The organism is Cellulosimicrobium sp. TH-20 (genome assembly GCF_002105775.1).
GTDB classification, from domain to species: Bacteria; Actinomycetota; Actinomycetes; order Actinomycetales; family Cellulomonadaceae; genus Cellulosimicrobium; species Cellulosimicrobium funkei.
In genome coordinates, this window is sequence record NZ_CP020857.1 from 1,265,345 (window position 1) to 1,283,605 (window position 18,261).

The window sequence follows — 18,261 nt, forward strand, 5'->3', positions numbered from 1 at the left end:
CGCCCTCGCCCGCCCCGCACACGAAGGAGCTTCCCGTGGGGAAGAGAACCACCGCGCCGCACCGTCGCGTCGCCGCCCTGGTCGTCGCGAGCGCGCTCGCCCTCGGCGGCTGCACGGCCACGACGACGGACCCCGAGCCCGACCTGCTGCTCCGCCTCGGCCACTCGTACGGCGCCGGGAGCCTGCAGGACCGCGCCGCGAACCGGCTGTCCGAGCAGGTCGCCGACGCCTCCGACGGCCGCGTGACGATCGAGGTCTACCCCGCCTCCCAGCTCGGGAGCTGGGAGGACATGCAGGAGGGCCTGGAGTTCGGGGCCGTGGACATCGTCGTCGAGTCCGTCGGCTCGCTCGAGCGCTACACCGACCTCGCCGCGATCGAGGGCGTGCCGTTCCTCTACGAGGACGAGGACCAGTTCCTCGAGGTCTGGGACGGCCCGCTCGGCGACGAGATCATCGAGGCCATCCGGGAGGACTCCGGGTTCCTGCTGCTCGGCCAGATGTACCGCGGCGGGCGCGTGCTCAACACGCAGCGTCCCGTCACCGAGCTCGCCGACGCGCGCGGCCTCAAGCTGCGCGTCCCGACCCAGCAGACCTACCTCGACACGTGGCACGCGCTCGGCGCGAGCCCCATGCCGCTCGCGCTCAGCGAGGTCTTCCCCGCGATCGAGCAGGGCGCGGTCGAGGGCCAGGAGAACCCGATCGACGTCGTGCGGTTCAACTCGTTCTACGAGGTCGCGCCGCACGTCACGCTCACCGAGCACGTGTTCGGCAACTTCCACTTCCAGGTCTGGGCCGACGCCTACGAGGGCTGGCCCGACGATCTCCGCGCGATCGTCGATGCCGAGATCGACGACGTCTCCTCCTGGTACCGCGAGACGTCGATCGCCGAGCGGCAGGAGAACGTCGACTTCCTGGTCGAGCGCGGCGTCGAGCTGCACGAGATCGACCGCGCCGAGTGGGCGGAGGCCTCGTCCGAGGTGCTCGACCACGTCGACCCCCAGGTCGTGGAGTGGGCCGAGCGCATCCGCTCGGGCGACGCGTGACGCCGTACCGCGGCCCCGAGCCGTCCCGGCGCGTCGACCGTGCCGCCCGCGACGACCGACGACCCGACCGACGACCCGACCGACCAGAGGAGACACCGATGCGCGGCGCGATCGCCGACGACTTCACCGGGGCCACCGACCTCGCCGGCAACTGGAGGGCCCGCGGTCTGCGGACCGCCGTCGTGCTGGGCGTCCCGGGCCCGGACGACCTCGCGGACCTCGCCGACCACGACGCCGTCGTGGTCGCGCTGAAGATCCGCTCCGTGCCCGCCCCCCAGGCCGTGGAGCAGGCGCGCGCGGCCTACCGCGCGCTCGCCGCGCTCGGCGTCACGCAGGTCTACGACAAGTACTGCTCGACGTTCGACTCCACGCCCGAGGGCAACATCGGGCCCGTCGCGGACGCGCTGCTGGAGGAGACCGGCGCGCGCAGCGCCGTCGTCGTCCCGGGCTTCCCCGACGCGGGCCGCACCGTCTTCCGCGGCCACCTGTTCGTGGGGGACGACCCGCTCGACCGCAGCCCCATGAAGGACCACCCGCTCAACCCCATGTGGGACTCGCGCGTCGCGAACCTCCTCGCGGCGCAGACCGCGCACCCGGTCGCCGAGGTGCCGGTCGGCGTCGTGCGCGCCGGCGAGCAGGCGCTGCGGGGCGCGATCGTCGCGGCCGAGGCGCAGGGCGCGCGGTACGTCGTCGTCGACAGCATCGACAACGACGACCTCGCCGTCATCGCCCGCGCGACGTCCGACGCCCCGCTCGTCACGGGTGGCTCCGGGCTCGCGCTCGGCCTCGACCCGACGGGTGCGACGCTCGGCGACATCGCCGCCGTCCCGGGCCGACGCGCGGTGCTCGCGGGCAGCGCCTCGCGCGCCACCCAGGCGCAGGTCCGGGCAGCCCTGCCGCACCTGCCGCACCAGAAGGTCGACGTCGCGGCGGCGCTCGCGGACCCGGGCGCGGAGGTCGAGCGGCTCCTCGCCTGGGCGCGCGAGCGCTGGGCGGAGCAGCCCGACCGGCCGGTGCTCGTGTACTCCGTGGGCGAGCCCGACGACGTCGCGCACGGGCGTGCGGTGACCGCCGACGCCCCCGCCGTGGTCGAGCGGCTGTTCTCCGCGCTCGCGCCGCGGCTCGCGGAGGCGGGCGCGACGCAGCTCGTCGTGGCGGGCGGCGAGACGTCGGGCAGCGTCGTCCAGGGGCTCGGGGTGCACGTGCTCGAGGTCGGGCAGCTCCTGAGCCCGGGCGTGTCCTGGCTGCGCGGTCGCCGCCGCGGGGCCGACGACGTCAACCTCGTCCTCAAGTCGGGCAACTTCGGCACCGAGGACCTCTTCGTCACCGCGTGGGAGGAGCTCGCATGAGCGACCTGGTCGAGCAGCTGCTCGCCGCCGGGCGCGGCCTTGCCGCGAGCGGGATGTCGCCCGGGACGTCGGGCAACGTGTCCGTGCGCGTCGGCGACGAGGTGCGCATGAGCGCGAGCGGCACGTCCCTCGCGACCCTCACCGCCGAGCAGATGGCCCGCACGACGCTCGACGGCACCCCGATCACCGAGGGCGACGGCCCGACGCCGCGGCCCACCAAGGAGTGGCCGCTGCACCTCGCGATGTACGCGCGCGACCCGGAGTACCGCTGCGTCGTGCACCTCCACTCGCCGAGCGCCGTCGCGGCGTCGTGCCTCGCTCCGTGGCGCGAGCACACGGCGTTCGCGCCGGTCACGCCGTACGTCGTCATGCGCGTGGGCAACGTGCCGCTCGTGCGGTACGCCGCGCCGGGTGACCCGGCGCAGGCCGAGCGCGTGCGGGGGAGCGCGCTGCGCTTCCACGGCGCCCTGCTCCAGAACCACGGGTCGATCGCTGCCGGGCGCACGGTCGCGGAGGCCGTCGACCGCGCGGTCGAGATCGAGGAGGCGGCGCGCGTCCGGCTGCTGCTCGGGGACCGGCTCGACGCGCGGCTCCTCACCGACGACGAGGTGCGCGAGCTCGTCGAGGCGTACGGGCAGCCCTGGGGCTGACGTCCGGGCGAGGATGGTCCGGTGCCGACCGACCCGCCGTACGCGCGCCCGACCGCCGACGACCTCGCCGCCGCGCGCGGCCGTGAGATCGAGGACTGGCTGCGGCCGGACCTCGACGTGCTGTTCTGCGGGATCAACCCCGGGCTGTACTCGGCGGCGGTCGGGCTGCCCTTCGCGAACCCGGGGACGCGGTTCTGGAAGGCGATGCACGAGGCGGGGTTCACCGACCGGGTGCTCGGGCCGTGGGAGCGCGACGCGTTCCTCGACGCTGGCCTGGGGATGACGAACGTCGTGCGCCGGGCCACGGCCCGCGCCGACGAGCTGACGCCGGAGGAGATCGTCGCGGGCGGACGCCGCCTCGTCGAGACGGCGGAGACGTACCGGCCGCGGTGGGTCGCGGTGCTCGGCCTCGGCGCGTACCGCACGGCCTTCGCGGACCGTCGCGCCGCGACCGGCCCGCTGGAGCGTCGCGTCGGCCCCGCGCGGGCGTGGCTGCTCCCGAACCCGAGCGGTCTCAACGCGCACCACACGGTCGCGACGCTCGGCGCGGCGTACGCAGAGCTGCGCGTCGCCGCGGGGCTGCCGGACCGCCGTCGGACCTGAGCGCCGCGCGGGGAGAGCCGAGCTGTCGCCGCCCGTGCGCGCCTCGGCCGTGACATCTTGCTTGTTGACTCTTGCGAGAAGTTGTTGACTTGTGTGAATCGGCCCGGGAGACTCGAGGTCCCGAGGTCGACGCCGTCCCGGGTTCTTGCCCCCTCACCGTCGAGGAGACACCCCATGAAGCTCTCCCTGTCCCGGGCGCGCACGCGTGCCACCGCTGTCACGGGTGCGCTGGTCGCGCTCGGGCTGGTGGTCTCGGGCGCTGCCGCCGCGACCGCCGCCCCGTCGGCGGCGCCCGCTGCACCCGCTGCACCCGCCGCAGCCTCTGCCGCCGTCGCCCCGACGATCGCCCCGGTCGTCGACGCCAACTTCCCCGACCCGGACATCCTGCTCGTCGACGGCGTCTACCACGCCTACGCGACCAACGACCAGGGCCGGAACGTGCAGCACCGCACCTCGACGGACCTGGTCACGTGGAGCGCCCCGACCGACGTCGCGCCCGACCTCGGCGCGTGGGTCAGCGAGGCGTGCACGTTCTCGCCGGGCGGCGCGACCGACCGCTGCGTGTGGGCGCCCGAGGTCGCCGCGGTCGAGGGCGGGTACGCCCTCTACTACACGGCGCGCGACGCGACGTCGCCGCGCCAGTGCATCGGCCTCTCGCTCTCCGACTCGCCCGAGGGGCCGTTCGAGCCCGTCGGCGACGACCCGTTCGTCTGCCCCAACGGCGAGGACGGCACCGAGGACCTCGGGGGAGCGATCGACGCCGGGACGTTCGTCGACGGCGACCAGCTCTACCTGCTGTGGAAGGCCGACGGGAACTGCTGCACCGGCAAGACGGCGATCATCTTCGCCCAGCCGCTGTCGCCCGACGGCACCACCCTCACCGGGCCGGCCACCGAGCTGATCCGCGTCGACACGGCGTACGAGGGCCGCGTCGTCGAGGCGCCGACCGTCGTCGAGCGCGACGGCACCTACTACCTCTTCTACTCCGCGAACGACTTCTACGGCGGTGCCTACCGCACGTCGTACGCGACGGCGCCGAGCCTGGCCGGCCCGTGGACCAAGGCGACGACGGAGCTCATGACGAGCGACCGCTTCCAGGGTGACGTGCGCGGCCCGGGCGGCCAGGACGTCGTCACCGCGCCGGACGGCTCGGACGCGATCGTCTTCCACGGCTGGAACGCGGCGTTCACGTACCGCGCCATGTACGTCGCGGACCTCGAGTGGTCGGCCGACGGCGTCCCGTCCGTCCCGCAGTCGTCCGACCGCTACGAGGCCGAGGACGGCGTCGTGACGAACGCGCGCGTCGTGGCCGACGGCGGGGCGTCGGGCGGGGCGAAGGTCGGCGGCCTGGACTTCGCGGACTCGTCGGTGACGGTCGAGGTGCACGCCGACGCGGCCGGGCCGGCGCTGCTCGGCATCCGGTTCGCGAACGGCTCGCAGGACGGCTCGACGCGCGTCCCGTCCACCGGGACGCTGGCCGTGAACGGCGCGGTGACGGAGACCGTCGTCTTCCCGCACACCACGTGGGGCAACTGGCAGACGTCCGAGCACCTCGTCGACCTCGTCGCCGGGACCAACACGATCACGCTGACGCGCGCGACGTTCTACACCGAGCTCGACGCGTTCGACGTCTACCCCGCGACGCGCGACCCGCGCCCGTCGGCCCCGCCGGTCATCCCGTCCGACGCGACGCGGTACGAGTTCGAGGACGGCGTCATCACGCGCGGCTCCGTCGGGAGCGCCGCCGGGGCGTCGGGCGGGCAGAAGGTCGGCGGCCTCGACTTCCTCGACAGCTCCGTCGCCCTCCAGGTCCACGCCGACGAGGCCGGGTCGTACACGCTCGGCGTGCGGTTCGCGAACGGCTCCGAGCGCGGCGGCTACACGCTGCCGTCGTCGAGCACCGTCACGGTGAACGGCGCCGACGCCGGGGTCGTCACCTTCCCGCACACCACGTGGGGCAACTGGCAGTCCGTCACGCACCAGGTCGAGCTCCAGCAGGGGTGGAACACCGTCGCGCTGACCAAGCTCACCTGGTACACCGAGCTCGACGCGCTCGACGTCTTCCCGGCCGAGGTGCCGCCCGTCGACCCGCAGGTCACCGTCACCGCGCAGCCCCGCTGCCTCGGCGGCACGCCTTATCTCGCCGTCCGCGCGACGAACGACGGCGACGAGACCGTCGCCGTCGCCCTCACCACCCCGCACGGCGAGCGGGCGTTCGCCCAGGTGGCCCCGGGCAAGAGCGCGTACCAGTCGTTCAAGGTGCGCGGCGGGACGCTCGAGGCGGGCGAGGCGCTCGTCGCGGTCACCGACGTCGCCGGCACGACGACGGAGGTGACGGCCGCGTACGACGCGCTCACCTGCGCGTAGCCGCCTCCTGACCAGCAGACCGCGGTGCCGCCCGGCCGATGGGCGGCACCGCGGTCGTGCGTCCGGGCCGGGAGACGGTTTCGCGCGCCCAGGGCTGCGCCACCGGGTCGGGGCGGGGATCGTGCGGCGGTCAGGCCCGGGGACGGTCCCACGGCAGGTGGGCCCGGACGACGAACCGGCCGTCCTCGACGCCCGCCGAGAACGTCCCGGCGAGCGCCTCGCAGCGTTCGCGCATCCCGACGATCCCGGTGCCGCTGCCGGGGACGCCCAGGGCGTCCGCGGTGAGCGCGTTGCGGACCGTGAGGTCGACGCCGTCGCCGGGCCGGGCGCGCACGTCGACGTCCGCGCGGGCGTCCGGGGCGTGCTTCATCACGTTCGTCAGCGCCTCCTGCACCACCCGGTACACCGCGCGCGTGAGCGCCGGCGGCGCGGAGTCCGCGTCCGTGACGAACACCGTCGCGGCGAGGTCGACGCCCGACGAGCGCGCCTCGTCGAGCAGCGCGGCGAGGTCGCCGAGCGCCGGGGCGGAGCCCGTGTACTGCTCCGCGCCGTCGCGCAGCGACGTGATGAGCGCCCGCATCTCCTCGAGCGCGCGGTGAGCGGACGAGCGCATGGTCCGGGCGGCGTCGGCCACCTCCGGGTCCTCGGTCGTCACCTCGAGCGCCGACGCCTGCAACGACATGACCGACAGGTTGTGCGCGACGGTGTCGTGCATCTCGCGCGCGATGAGCTCGCGCTCGTCCTGTCGCGACAGCTCGGTGCGCAGGTGGTCGGTCTGGCTGCGCAGGTCCTCCGCGTGCGTGCGCAACGTCTCGGCGCGACGGGTCTCTACCGCGGCGGTCTGCTGGGCGACGTGCGCCTGCCCGGCGTAGCGTCGCACCAGCCCCGCGCCGAGCGACGCCGCGATCGCCAGGACGCCGATGACCACGTAGCCGACCGCCCCGAGGTACGACCTGCTGCCGTCCTCGAGCGACGTCGCGGCGAAGATCACGGCGTCGCCGTCGCGGGCAGCGTCCCGCCACAGCGACGCCGTGACGGCGAGGACGGTCGCGGCCACGCACCCGGCGACGACCCGACGCCGGTGCTCGCGGGCGAGCACGAACGGCAGCGCAAGCAGAGGCGCGAGAGCACCAACGGCCGTCAGGATCCCGGCCGCGGCCGTGGCGAGGCAGACGACGACCGGGTAGCGCGCACGCCAGACCACCGCTGCGCACACCCCGGAGAGCACGAACAGGCAGAGGAAGTAGAAGGCGAGCTGTGCCCCGGTGATGGCGTCGCCGTGCCGCATCGAGGAGAACGTGGCGCTGATCATCCCGACGCCGAAGGTCGCGGCGACCGCGCCCACGGTCCCGGCGACCGACCAGAACCGCCGGGCCCGCCCGGGGGCGGGGGCCGCCGTCGGGCGCGCGCCGCCGACGGGGTGCGGCGGCACGTGGCCGATGGGAGTGCCAGCGGCGGCCGGGGCGGTCGGCGCAGCCGGCCGTGTGGGCCCGGGATACCCGGGTGGCGGGGCACCCGGGTGGCCGGGCGCCGGGTAGCCCGGTGGAGGCGCGGAGCCCGGCGGCACCGCGGGGCCGCCCGGCTGCTGCGGCGGGGGGTACATGCGGCGAGCATACGCACGGGCGCCGACGCCCGGCCTCCGCCGACCGGCTCGCGCGACCGGCCCGGATCTCCTCCGGTCGGACGGCCCGGACGAGCCGGTCGGGCGATCCGCCGGACGGTGCCGCGCGGCCACGATCGTCCTCGAACGCAGCGACCACGACGCACCGAGGAGACCACGATGTCCGCACCCCACGAGGGCCAGCGCCCCGACCAGCCGGGCGCGTACCCGGCCCAGCCCGGCCCGACGCCGCCCCCGGGCCAGCCCTACTCGTCGCCCCTGGGGCCGGGCGCCCCCGGAGCAGCCGGCCCGACGCCGCACGCCGCCCACCCCGGTCAGGCGGGCTGGGCCGGTCAGCCGGGTCAGCCGGGCCAGCCCGGCATCCCCGGGCAGCCGGGCTTTCCGGGACAGCCGGGTCAGCCGGGTGCGGCAGAGTTCGTGGGGCAGGCGCCGGGCGTCCCGCCGCGCAAGAGCTGGTTCGCGCGGCACAAGATCCTCACGGGCCTCGGGGTGGTCGTGATCCTCGCCGTGATCGGGGCCGCGCTCGGCGGCGGGGGAGAGGACGAGCCCGAGGCGCCGGTACCGGTCGCGGGGTCGAGCGCTCCCCAGGATCCCGCCGAGCCCGCCCCCGAGGCACCGGACGAGGAGCCCGCTCCGGAACCCGCGGCGGCCGCGGTCGGCACGCCGGTGCGCGACGGCAAGTTCGAGTTCACCGTGACGTCCGTGGAGACGGGGGTCCCCACCGTCGGGGACGAGTTCCTCAACGCGCAGGCGCAGGGCCAGTTCGTGCTCGTGCACGTGACGGTGACGAACATCGGTGACCAGGCGCAGATGTTCGACGGCAGCAGCCAGAAGCTCGTCGACACCGCCGGGCGCGAGCACTCCGCCGACACCAGCGCGGCGATCTACCTCGGCGACGCCAACTCGTTCCTCACCGACATCAACCCGGGCAACAGCGTCGAGGGCACCGTGGTGTTCGACGTCCCCGCCGACGCGGTCCCCGCGAGCGTGACGCTGCACGACTCCTTCTTCTCCGGTGGGGTCGAGGTGTCGCTCGGCTGAGCGCAGGCGCCCCCTCCCGCGCCGCCGCGACGGGCCGGAGCCACGGACGGACACGGTCCCGCGCTCGCTGCACCGCCGCGCACCCCGCACCCGCACGCCGGGGGCAGGGGTGCGCGGCGGTGCGCGTCAACCGCCCGGGAGGTCGTCGGTGACCAGGCGCGACCTGGCCTCGTAGACCTGGAGCGGGTCGGCTGCGGTCGTCGTCGTCGCGGTGCCCGTGACGTCGGTCCAGTCGGGAGTGCCGGTGATCCGGAACTGCCCGGACCACGTCGTGGTCAGCGTGATCGTCACCCGGTCCGCCGGCTGGCCGTACGTGTGCGCGACGGTGTGGTGCGGGTACGCGGCGCCCGGGTCGGTCGTCGTCACCGGACCGCTCCCGTCGCCGTAGTCCCAGGTGAAGGACCGCGGGGTCGCGCGGATCTGAACCGGGATGCCCAGCAGCGTCGTGTCGAGCACCTGCTCCGCGGGCTCCGTGTAGGTGATCGTCGGCACGTTGACCACGGTCCAGCCGTCCGGCGGCTGCACGACGACGGGCGACGGCGCGAGCGTCAGGGTGGCGAGCGCTCGCGCTGCCTCGTCAGCAAGATCAGCAGGCGTCACGCACGACTGGTCGGCCACGGGTGCGCCTGCTGTCGACCACTCGCCAGGGGTGCCGTCAGAGGCGATCTCACGGGTCTGCCGGTACAACGCGCCCAGGTAGTAGGAGTTCGCGTCACACTCGAGCCCTTCGGTGACGAGCCGCTCCCACTCGGCGCAGCGGCCAGACAGATCGGACGTCGGGTCGTCGAGGCCGTTGAACACCGCGCAGGTTGTCTGCGAAGACCGGTAGTACCGCTCCGTCGCAACGTCTCCTTCCCCGCCAGCAGTCTCGTATGTGCCGCCACCGCGGGTCGCGGACTCTGCCTCCGCGATGAACTTGTTGCCTGTCGAAGCGCCCCGCACGCTCGCGTAGTCCGGTGCGGGCACGCTGGGGGCCAGAGTGACACCCGCGGAGGGCAGTAGCGCGAGCGCGACATGTCCCGCGACAAGCGCCTTGCGACGGGGTAGACCCGTCATGACGGAATCTCTCCGATCGTGACGACGATCCACTCGCCGTCAAGGGTCCCCATCTCGACACGCCGGGTGTCCGACTCCATGGACGTAGAGAAGACCTCCGCCCCGTCCCTATCCACGATCGATATGGGCTCTTGCTCGAACGTGAGGTCGAGTGGTTGGAGCCCGGTTGCCTCGTCTCGCACGTAGCGTCCAGGTTCGTCGACTGTTGCCGCGACTGTGCCCCCGCTGAATACGTCGTCCCGGAGAGAGATCGTGCGAGCTTGCTCGAGGAAATCTGAGCAGGTGTCGCACTGCGAATGCGACATCGCTTCCCAATCGGCCGTGTCACCTGTCGCCATGACGTACGGGTAGAGCTCGAGGAAGTACTCCGCCGCCGCAGCAGCACCCTCGGCGTCGTCGCGCTCCATGGCCGCGGGTCGTTCGGGCTTCGGGGGCCCGGTCGGGGTCGGCTCGGGTTCGGGTGTCTCCGTGACGGACGGCTCGGCCGATGTCTCGACCGGAGGTGACGGTGCGGGTTCACCCCCGCCGGTGCACCCGGCGACCAGGCACCCGGCCGTCACGACGACGCCCAGGGCGAGCGTTCGCCGTCGGGCGTTGCTCCTCGACCGGAGCGCTCGGGCGCTCCCCACCGTTCCTGCCGGTCGTCCTCCGACCGGCGCATGACGCGTACGACTCACCAGACCCCCTGCCCGCGAACCGGGCGGCGCGGCCCGGACCGGGCGGCACCGCGCGAACGCCACGAACCTAGCGAAACGCCGCGCGACGCGGAACCGTCCGTCCCGCCCTGTGGACGACGCGTCATGAGGTGTCCACCACGTGACCGCTCCACAGGTGCGGGTGGCGCGGCGGGCACGGCTCGGTGAACGTTGCCCGACGCCCGTCCCCGCACCCGCCCATTTCCGGACAAAACCGGCGCCGCCGCTTCCTATGCTCCGAGTGGCCGCCCACCCGCAGGACGGGTGCCGCGCCGGCCGTGACCTGCACCCTCGGACGAGCGGACCTGTGCTGTGACCACCGTTCTCACCCCGGAGTCCCCGGGCTCCCCGGGCGCGCCACGCGGCGCCGCGCCGGGCCCCACCTCCCCGGCCACGGGCCCGGGCGCGACCCGCCCGGGCGCGCCGGGATCGCCGGCCGGTCCGACGTCGTCGGGCACCGACCGCGAGGTCCAGACGCTGCACCGCAGCCGCCTGGGCGCGCGCCGCCGTCGGCGGAACCTGCTGTGGGCCCTGCTGCTCGCGGGCCCGAACGTCCTGCTGCTGCTGGTGTTCGTCTACCGGCCGCTGCTGCAGAGCTTCTACCTCTCGACGCTCCAGTGGAACCTCGGGTCGCCGGTCGCGCGGCCGGTCGGGCTGGGCAACTACGTCGAGTGGTTCACGGCGCCGACGACGGGCCGCATCGTCACGACGACGCTCGTCTTCACGCTCGCGACCGTCGGCGGCGCGATGGTCCTCGGCCTGGGCTTGGCGCTGCTCCTCAACCGCCGCCTCAAGGGCCGCGGCGTCGCCCGGACCGTCGCGTTCGCGCCGTACGTGCTGTCGGGGTTCGCGGTCGGGATCCTGTGGCTGTTCATGTTCGACCCGCGCTACGGGCTGGTCCAGGAGGTGCTCGGCTGGGTCGGCGTCGCGTCGCCGCAGTGGTACACGCAGCGCCCGTGGCCGCTCGTGATGATCGTCGTCGTCTACCTGTGGAAGAACCTCGGGTACGTCGCCCTCATCTACCTGGCGGGCCTCCAGTCCGTGCCGCAGGACCTCAAGGACGCGGCCGCGCTCGACGGCGCGTCGTCGGCCCGGACGCTGCGCTCGATCGTCCTGCCGCTCCTCACCCCGACGACGTTCTTCCTCGTCGTGACGATGCTCCTCGCGTCGCTCCAGTCCTTCGACATCATCAAGGCGATGACGCAGGGCGGCCCGCTCGGCTCGACGACGACGCTCATGTACTCGATCTACGAGGAGAGCTTCGTCAACGGGCGCGCCGGGTACGCGTCGGCGGTCGCCACGGTCCTGTTCCTCGTGCTGCTCGCGGTGACCGCGGTGCAGATGCGGTTCGTCCAGCGGAAGGTCCACTACGCATGAGCGCCGTCGCGCCCGCCCGTCCCGAGACGGCGCCCGCCACGCCGGCCGCCCTCGCGCCCCGCGCGTCGGGCGCACCCCGTGCCCGACGCCGGGCCCTCCAGCCGGGCGGGTACCTCGCCCTGGTCCTCGCGACCGTCGTGCTCGGCGCGCCGCTGGTCTGGATGGTGCTCGCGAGCATGAAGACGCCCGCCGAGCTGTACACCGTCCCGCTGCAGTGGCTCCCGGGCAGCGTGAACCTCGACAACTACGCGCAGGCCGCAGACTCGATCCCGCTGGGGCGCCTGCTGCTCAACAGCGTCGGGATCACGGTCGTGGGCGCGGGCCTCAAGGTCGCGCTGGGCCTCACGTGCGCGTACGCGCTGGTGTTCCTCGACTTCCCGTTCAAGAAGGTCGTGTTCGGGCTCGTCATCGCGACGCTCATGATCCCGCCGCAGATCACGATCATCCCCAACTACACGCTCGTCGCGAGCCTCGGGTGGCTCAACACCTACCAGGGCATCCTCGTGCCGGGCCTGGCGAGCGCGTTCGGGACGTTCCTGTTCCGGCAGCACTTCCTCACGCTGCCGCGCTCGATCCTCGAGGCCGCCGAGCTCGACGGCGCGGGGCACTGGCGCAAGCTCTGGCGGTTCGTCGTGCCGATGAGCACGCCGACGCTCGCGGCCGTCGCGCTCGTGTCCGTCGTGACGGAGTGGAACGACTACCTGTGGCCGTTCCTCGTCATCGACCGCCCGGACAAGATGACGCTCCCCGTCGGCCTCACGCTGCTGCAGAACACCGACGGCATGACGAACTGGGGCGTCCTGCTCGCCGCGACCGTGGTCGTGACGCTGCCGATCCTCGTCGTCTTCCTCGTCCTGCAGCGTCGCCTCGTCGCGGGCCTCACCGCGGGCGCCGTCACCGGCTGACGCGCACCCGTCCGACCACCGGACTCCCCGGCCCGCCCACAGCGGTCCGGGTTCCCCGAAGCGCACCGACACCCGGTGCACGACCTGAAGGAGCACCTGTGTCCCACCGCACCGCACCCGGCGCGCGCCGCCGTCGGGCCCGCGCCGCCGCCACCGCACTCACGGCGGTCACCGCCCTCGCGCTCACCGCGTGCGCCGGCCCGAGCGTGGCCGGGGCCGACGGCGCCGGCACCGCGGGCGACGAGTCGGCGGCCGAGGCCGTCGACTGGTCCGCCGTCGAGCCCGCGTCCGAGATCACGTGGTGGAGCAACCACCCCGGCACGTCGCAGGAGATCGAGCAGGAGCTCATCGACCGGTTCGAGGAGGAGTCCGGCATCACGGTCAACCTCGTGACTGCGGGCGCCAACTACGACGAGGTCGCGCAGCGCTTCCAGGCCGCCTCGCAGACCGACGAGCTGCCCGACGTCGTCATCGCGTCCGACGTGTGGTGGTTCCGCTACCACCTCAACGACCAGATCCTGCCGCTCGACGACGTGCTCGAGTTCGTCGACGCCGACGCGGACGACTTCCAGCCCGCGCTCTACGCGGACTACGAGTACGACGACCAGCACTGGGCCGTGCCCTACGCGCGCTCGACGCCGCTCTTCTACTACAACAAGGACCTGTGGACGGCGGCCGGCCTGCCCGACCGCGGCCCCGAGACGTGGGCGGAGCTCGAGGAGTGGGACGCGTCGCTCAAGCCGCTCGTCCCGTCGGGCGGCTCGACGCTCGGCCTCTCCACCGGGCCGTCGTGGGGCGCGTGGTGGTTCGAGAACATGATCTGGGGCCAGGGCGGCGCGTACTCCGACGGGTTCGACCTCACGCTCGACTCCGAGGAGTCGGTCGCCGGCGGCCAGTTCCTGCACGACCTCTTCCACGAGAAGGGCGTCGCGACGCTCTCCGCGGACGACGCGATGGTCGACTTCTCGTCGGGTCTCATCGCCTCGACCATCGGCTCGACGGGCTCGCTCAAGGGCGCGCTCGACGCGGCGTCGTTCGAGGTCGGCACGGCGTACCTGCCCGACGGCCCCGACGGCGGCGGCACCCCGACCGGCGGCACCGGGCTCGCCATCCCGGCGTCGAAGTCGCCCGAGCAGCAGCTCGCCGCGGCGATGTTCCTCGCGTTCCTCACGGACACGGAGAACACCGCGTACTTCTCGCAGAACACGGGCTACATGCCGGTGCGCACGTCGGCCGTCGAGTCCGACACCATGAAGGCCATCTACGAGGCGACGCCGCAGTTCCGCACGGCCGTCGACCAGCTCGCCGACAAGGCGCGCCCGCAGGACGACGCGCGCGTCTTCATCCCGGGCGCCGACGCGCTGCTCAACGAGGCGATCGAGCAGATCGTCATCGAGGGCGCCGACCCGGCGGCCGCGTTCGAGTCCGTCGCGCCGCGCATCGAGACGGCGTACAGCGAGAACGTGGAGCCGTACCTGTGACGGCGACCGCCCTCGCGCCCACGGGCGCGGTGCCGGAGCGGGCCGCGCGCCCGCGCGTGATCGCGCACCGCGGCAACAGCTCCGTCGCCCCGCAGAACACGCTCGCCGCGTTCGAGGCGGCGTGGCGGGCCGGCGCGCACAGCATCGAGATCGACGTGCAGCTCACGGCCGACGGCGAGCCCGTCGTCATCCACGACGACACCGTGGACGCGACGACGTCCGGCAGCGGCACGGTCGCGCGGCTCGACCGCGCGGCGATCCGGGCGCTCGACGCCGGGTCGTGGTTCTCCCCGGCGTTCGGCGGCCAGCGCGTGCCGACGTTCGCCGAGGTCGTCGACCTCCTCGTGCGGCGGCCGGGCACCGACCTGCTGCTCGAGCTCAAGGGGTCGTGGACGGTCGAGCAGGTGCGGCGCGTCACCGGGCCGATCCGCTTCGCGGGCATCGCCGACCGGGTCGTGGCGCAGAGCTTCTGGCCCGAGACGGTCGCCGCGTTGCGCGAGGCAGACCCGGGCCTGCGCCGTGGGCTGCTCGTCGTGGCGCTCGACGACGACGTGCTCGCCCGGTGCGCCGAGCTCGACGTCGTGACGTGCAACCCGATGGGCGCGCTCCTCCTCGAGGACCCGGGCCTGGTGCAGCGCCTGCACGACGCCGGTCTCGAGGTCGCGGTCTGGACGCTCAACGAGCCCGCGCACTGGGCCGCCGCGGTCGACCTCGGGGTGGACGCGATCATCACCGACCGTCCCGACCGGCTCGCGGGCTGGCTCGCGGCCCGCGGGGTCTGAGGCCCGGACCGGTCCCACCGGGGTCGCGCGCCGGACGCTCGTCGTCCGGCGCGCGGCCCCGGTCTCGCGTCCCGCCGCGGACGCCTCCCGGGGTCAGCGCACGACGATGGTCGTGACGACGTCGGTCACGCTCGGCCGGGGCGGCGTCGACCCGAAGCCGAACCGGACCGGTGGGACGACGTCGCGCAGGTCGCCCAACGACGTCCCGTCCCAGCACGTCTGCGCGGCGACGAGCGCGCGGACGTCGGTCGCGCCGTAGTGCTCGGTGCGCCCCGGCCCCGCGCTGCCCCGCGTCCGGACCCCGCGCAGCAGCACGCGCGCGACGGGGTCGGTGAGCACGGTCGCGTGCCGCGACGTCGCGACGCGGTGCGGCACCACGCGCAGCACATGACCCAAGGCGGTGCGCGGCCCGACGGCGAGCCGCGCCTCGAGCGGCCCGGCCACCACGTGCCAGTCCGGCCGGCGGCCGCGGCCCGGTCGCGCACTCGCCCCGTGGTCGCGGGTGGCAGCGGGCACGGCGTGGGCCGGCTCGTCCGTGACGGCGACCGGCACCAGGACGACCCGGTCGAAGCGGTAGGTCGAGGCGACGAGCTCCGCGACGGGGCGCGACGGCGCGAGGAGGAGGCGCTCGCCGTCGGGCCGCTCGACCATGACGTCGGCGAACGCGCCGAACGGCGACGCGTCCCAGCGCCCGACGACGACCCGCGTCCCGGACGCCGTGCCCCAGCCCGCGATGCGGCCGCGGAACCGCAGGACGCTCGACATCCCGGCAGCGTAGGCCGCGCCCGGCGCGCCCGCCCCCGTTCGGCGCGCGAGCCGTCGCCGGGGGCGGGACGCTCGGGGGAGGCGGCGACCGCCGTCGGGCAGCAGGAGGTGACCCGTGCCGAAGACGACGCGCGACGGCGACGCGAAGCAGTCCGAGATCCCCAGCACGCTGCAGCGCTCGGACGAGAAGGCGCAGCGTACGTTCGCGAAGGCCTACGACGCCGCGAGGGAGCAGTACGGCTCCGAGGAGCGCGCGCGGCGCGTGGCGTTCGCCGCGCTCAAGCACACGCACGAGAAGATCGGCGACCACTGGGAGCCGAAGGACGAGCCCGGCCCGTCCGACGAGCGCGCCGCGGAGGGCGGGCTCGACGCGAGCACCGACACCGCGGGCGGCGTCGACGCGAACGCGACCAAGGAGCACCTGCTCGACGTCGCCCGCCGGCTCGACGTCGACGGCCGGTCGACCATGACCAAGGACGAGCTCGTCGAGGCGATCCAGCGCGCCAACGACCGCGCGACCCGCCGCGCTCGCGGCGACTGACCCCCACCCCGCGACCACGCCTCGACCTCGCGCGACCACGCCTCTACCTCGCCGAGGTAGAGCCCCGGTTCCGCGAGGTAGAGCTCCGGTTCGCGAGGTAGAGCTCCGGTCCCGCGAGGTAGAGCTCCGGTCCCGCGAGGTAGAGCCGTGGTCCTCGGGCGGTCGGCTCGTCGGCGTCAGGCGGGCCGACGGCGGTGGGGGACCCGCACGCGGTCGAGGTCCTGCGCGACGGTGAGCTCGCCGTCGAACACCTCGCGGGCCTCGCGCCAGAACTCCGTCGGGTCGGGGTAGCGCTGGGAGAAGTGCGTGAGGACGAGCGACCGGACGCCCGCCTCGGCCGCGACCGTCGCCGCCTGCCGGGCCGTGAGGTGGCCCCAGCGCTCGGCCTGCTCATGGTCGCGGTCGAGGAACGTCGACTCGATGACGAGCAGGTCGACGCCGTCCGCGAGCCGGTGCACGGCGTCGCACAGGCGCGTGTCCATGACGAACGCGAACGACTGGCCGGGCCGGGGGCCGCTCACGTCGTCGAGGGTCACGGTCCGGCCGTCGGGCGTCGTGACGCGGCCCGCGCGCTGCAGCTCGCCCACGACCGGCCCCGCGAGCCCGTGGCGGGCGAGGAGCGCGGGGTCGAGCGAGCGGCCGTCGGGCTCGTCGAGGCGGTAGCCCACGGCCTCGATCGTGTGGTCGAGACGCTCGGCGCGGAGCGTGAAGCCCGGCTCGGGGCGGCCGGGGACGGGCGGGACCACACCGTCCGTCGTGACCGGCTGGAGCTCCAGGTGGCCACGGCGGTAGTGGGCGCTCGCGTCGAGCAGGTGGTTCACCCACCGCTGGCCCGACGCCGGGTAGGTCACCCCGATCGTGTGCCGCACCCCGTCACCGCTGATGCGCTGGGAGACGCCCGCGAGCCCGAGGCTGTGGTCGCCGTGCAGGTGCGTGATCGCGATGCGGGTGAGGTCGGTCGCCGACACCCCGGCGAACGTCATCTGCCGCTGGGTGCCCTCGCCGGGGTCGAAGAGGATCGCCTCGTCGTTCCAGAGCAGGACGTACCCGTTGTGGTTGCGCGTGCGGGTCGGGACCATGCTGGCCGTCCCCAGGACGACGAGCTCGCGGCGGGACATGCGCCCAGCGTGCCACGCCGCGCTCGCTGCCGGGCTCGTAGGGTGGCAGGAGACCCTCGCACCCGAGAACCGGAGAACCATGCGCCTGCTCCTCGTCCGTCACGGACAGACCCCGTCCAACGTCGCCGGCCTGCTCGACACCGCCCTGCCCGGGCCGGGCCTCACCGCCCTCGGGGCGCGCCAGGCGGCAGCGATCCCGGACGCGCTCTCGGGCCGCGTGGTCGACGGCGTCGCGGTGTCCACGCTCGTGCGCACGCACCTCACCGCGGCGCCGCTCGTCGAGCGCCACGGTCTGGAGCCGCTCGAGCTCGACGGCCTGCGCGAGGTCGACGCGGGCGACCTGGAGATGTCCGCCGACCACGACGACCACGCCCTCTACCTGGAGACGGTCTTCGCCTGGGGCCGCGGCGAGCCCGACCGGCGGGTGCCCGGCGGCCCCGACGGCACCGAGTTCCTCGACCGGTACGACGACGCCCTCGCCGCCGTCGCGCGGACCGGGTGGGAGACCGCCGTCGTCGTGTCGCACGGCGCGGCGATCCGCGCGTGGGCGTGCGCGCGCGCCGCGGGTGTCGACGTCGACCGGCTCGCGTGGACCCCGCTCGCGAACACCGGGCTCGTCGAGGTCGAGGGGGACCCCGCGTCGGGCTGGCGGTTCGTCGGACTGAGCGACGGGCCGCTGGGCGGCGCGTTCCTCGACGACCTCGTCGCGGAGGACCCGACGGGAGAGTCCGTCGACGAGGAGGAGCGCCGCGCCGCGGCGGACGACTGAACCCCTACCACCCGGTCGGAATGACGTAGTGATTCGATCATTGTGTCATTCCGATGCATCGCACGGATCTGGCGGTCGTCACGTTCGTGACATACGCT

General features: G+C 74.2%; 17 protein-coding genes. 12 read left to right on the forward strand and 5 right to left on the reverse strand.

The features are described 5' to 3' along the window. Positions 1–35 precede the first annotated feature (35 nt). The 5 genes from B8281_RS05595 (at position 36) to B8281_RS05615 (ending at position 6,012) form a co-directional block, all read left to right on the forward strand. Entirely contained in the window at positions 36–1,043 is a 1,008-nt protein-coding gene (locus B8281_RS05595; protein ID WP_021482372.1) for a TRAP transporter substrate-binding protein, read from the forward strand. 98 nt (positions 1,044–1,141) lie between these two features. Beyond that, entirely contained in the window at positions 1,142–2,392 is a 1,251-nt protein-coding gene (otnK, locus tag B8281_RS05600; protein ID WP_085388621.1) for a 3-oxo-tetronate kinase, read from the forward strand. Further along, entirely contained in the window at positions 2,389–3,042 is a 654-nt protein-coding gene (locus B8281_RS05605) for a class II aldolase/adducin family protein (RefSeq protein ID WP_085387179.1), read from the forward strand. The genes otnK and B8281_RS05605 overlap by 4 nt, the downstream gene beginning before the upstream one ends. A 21-nt stretch (positions 3,043–3,063) precedes the next feature. Continuing rightward, positions 3,064–3,645, forward strand: coding sequence for a G/U mismatch-specific DNA glycosylase (gene mug / locus B8281_RS05610; protein ID WP_085387180.1), 582 nt, complete (start codon positions 3,064–3,066; stop codon positions 3,643–3,645). A gap of 174 nt (positions 3,646–3,819) precedes the next feature. Beyond that, the gene (locus tag B8281_RS05615) at positions 3,820–6,012 is read left to right on the forward strand and encodes a family 43 glycosylhydrolase (RefSeq protein WP_085387181.1); all 2,193 of its coding nucleotides are present in this window, start codon (positions 3,820–3,822) and stop codon (positions 6,010–6,012) included. A gap of 130 nt (positions 6,013–6,142) precedes the next feature. Here the strand turns inward: B8281_RS05615 and B8281_RS05620 are convergent, their stop codons facing one another. Then, the gene (locus tag B8281_RS05620) at positions 6,143–7,444 is read right to left on the reverse strand and encodes a sensor histidine kinase (RefSeq protein ID WP_157446578.1); all 1,302 of its coding nucleotides are present in this window, start codon (positions 7,442–7,444) and stop codon (positions 6,143–6,145) included. Positions 7,445–7,792: 348 nt separating this feature from the next. Here B8281_RS05620 and B8281_RS05625 point away from each other — a divergent pair, with 348 nt between their 5' ends. Continuing rightward, positions 7,793–8,674 (forward strand): DUF4352 domain-containing protein, encoded by an 882-nt coding sequence (locus tag B8281_RS05625; RefSeq protein ID WP_085387183.1) that lies wholly within the window; start codon positions 7,793–7,795, stop codon positions 8,672–8,674. A gap of 126 nt (positions 8,675–8,800) precedes the next feature. Here B8281_RS05625 and B8281_RS19190 read toward each other — a convergent pair whose 3' ends face one another. Next, positions 8,801–9,640 carry a hypothetical protein gene (locus B8281_RS19190; protein ID WP_157446579.1) on the reverse strand — a complete coding sequence of 280 codons (840 nt, stop codon included), beginning with the start codon at positions 9,638–9,640 and terminating at the stop codon, positions 8,801–8,803. A gap of 86 nt (positions 9,641–9,726) precedes the next feature. Then, on the reverse strand, positions 9,727–10,137 hold the full coding sequence (locus B8281_RS05635) for a DUF6318 family protein (RefSeq protein ID WP_085387185.1): 411 nt from the start codon (positions 10,135–10,137) through the stop codon (positions 9,727–9,729). Positions 10,138–10,902: 765 nt separating this feature from the next. On the opposite strand from B8281_RS05635, the gene B8281_RS05640 reads away from it, so the two are divergent. The 4 genes from B8281_RS05640 to B8281_RS05655 all read left to right on the forward strand — a co-directional run bounded on the left by B8281_RS05640 (position 10,903) and on the right by B8281_RS05655 (position 14,970). Then, the gene (locus tag B8281_RS05640) at positions 10,903–11,802 is read left to right on the forward strand and encodes a carbohydrate ABC transporter permease (protein ID WP_114554379.1); all 900 of its coding nucleotides are present in this window, start codon (positions 10,903–10,905) and stop codon (positions 11,800–11,802) included. Next, complete coding sequence (locus tag B8281_RS05645; protein ID WP_085387187.1) at positions 11,799–12,707, forward strand: carbohydrate ABC transporter permease; 909 nt, start codon at positions 11,799–11,801, stop codon at positions 12,705–12,707. The genes B8281_RS05640 and B8281_RS05645 overlap by 4 nt, the downstream gene beginning before the upstream one ends. A 98-nt stretch (positions 12,708–12,805) precedes the next feature. Then, positions 12,806–14,188, forward strand: a complete 1,383-nt coding sequence (locus B8281_RS05650) for an ABC transporter substrate-binding protein (RefSeq protein WP_085387188.1) — start codon at positions 12,806–12,808, stop codon at positions 14,186–14,188. After that, positions 14,185–14,970 carry a glycerophosphodiester phosphodiesterase family protein gene (locus B8281_RS05655; RefSeq protein WP_085387189.1) on the forward strand — a complete coding sequence of 262 codons (786 nt, stop codon included), beginning with the start codon at positions 14,185–14,187 and terminating at the stop codon, positions 14,968–14,970. The genes B8281_RS05650 and B8281_RS05655 overlap by 4 nt, the downstream gene beginning before the upstream one ends. 93 nt (positions 14,971–15,063) lie before the next feature. Here the strand turns inward: B8281_RS05655 and B8281_RS05660 are convergent, their stop codons facing one another. After that, complete coding sequence (locus B8281_RS05660; RefSeq protein ID WP_085388622.1) at positions 15,064–15,735, reverse strand: hypothetical protein; 672 nt, start codon at positions 15,733–15,735, stop codon at positions 15,064–15,066. Positions 15,736–15,850: 115 nt separating this feature from the next. On the opposite strand from B8281_RS05660, the gene B8281_RS05665 reads away from it, so the two are divergent. Further along, complete coding sequence (locus B8281_RS05665; protein WP_085387190.1) at positions 15,851–16,276, forward strand: ChaB family protein; 426 nt, start codon at positions 15,851–15,853, stop codon at positions 16,274–16,276. A gap of 176 nt (positions 16,277–16,452) precedes the next feature. Here B8281_RS05665 and B8281_RS05670 read toward each other — a convergent pair whose 3' ends face one another. Beyond that, complete coding sequence (locus B8281_RS05670) at positions 16,453–17,394, reverse strand: ribonuclease Z (protein ID WP_085387191.1); 942 nt, start codon at positions 17,392–17,394, stop codon at positions 16,453–16,455. Between the two features lie 79 nt (positions 17,395–17,473). Between B8281_RS05670 and B8281_RS05675 the strand changes: the two genes are divergently transcribed. Continuing rightward, a complete protein-coding gene (locus tag B8281_RS05675) occupies positions 17,474–18,163 on the forward strand; it encodes a histidine phosphatase family protein (RefSeq protein ID WP_085387192.1) in 690 nt (229 codons plus the stop codon). Positions 18,164–18,261: the final 98 nt, after the last annotated feature.

Excerpts from the sequence above, each read along its gene's own strand:
- B8281_RS05615 (WP_085387181.1), top strand. The coding sequence starts at position 3,820 with ATGAAGCTCTCCCTGTCCCGGGCGCGCACGCGTGCCACCGCTGTCACG.
- otnK (WP_085388621.1), top strand. The coding sequence starts at position 1,142 with ATGCGCGGCGCGATCGCCGACGACTTCACCGGGGCCACCGACCTCGCC.
- B8281_RS05660 (WP_085388622.1), bottom strand. The coding sequence starts at position 15,735 with ATGTCGAGCGTCCTGCGGTTCCGCGGCCGCATCGCGGGCTGGGGCACG.
- B8281_RS05670 (WP_085387191.1), bottom strand. The coding sequence starts at position 17,394 with ATGTCCCGCCGCGAGCTCGTCGTCCTGGGGACGGCCAGCATGGTCCCG.
- B8281_RS05675 (WP_085387192.1), top strand. The coding sequence starts at position 17,474 with ATGCGCCTGCTCCTCGTCCGTCACGGACAGACCCCGTCCAACGTCGCC.
- B8281_RS05635 (WP_085387185.1), bottom strand. The coding sequence starts at position 10,137 with ATGGAGCGCGACGACGCCGAGGGTGCTGCTGCGGCGGCGGAGTACTTC.
- B8281_RS05645 (WP_085387187.1), top strand. The coding sequence starts at position 11,799 with ATGAGCGCCGTCGCGCCCGCCCGTCCCGAGACGGCGCCCGCCACGCCG.
- B8281_RS05625 (WP_085387183.1), top strand. The coding sequence starts at position 7,793 with ATGTCCGCACCCCACGAGGGCCAGCGCCCCGACCAGCCGGGCGCGTAC.
- B8281_RS05605 (WP_085387179.1), top strand. The coding sequence starts at position 2,389 with ATGAGCGACCTGGTCGAGCAGCTGCTCGCCGCCGGGCGCGGCCTTGCC.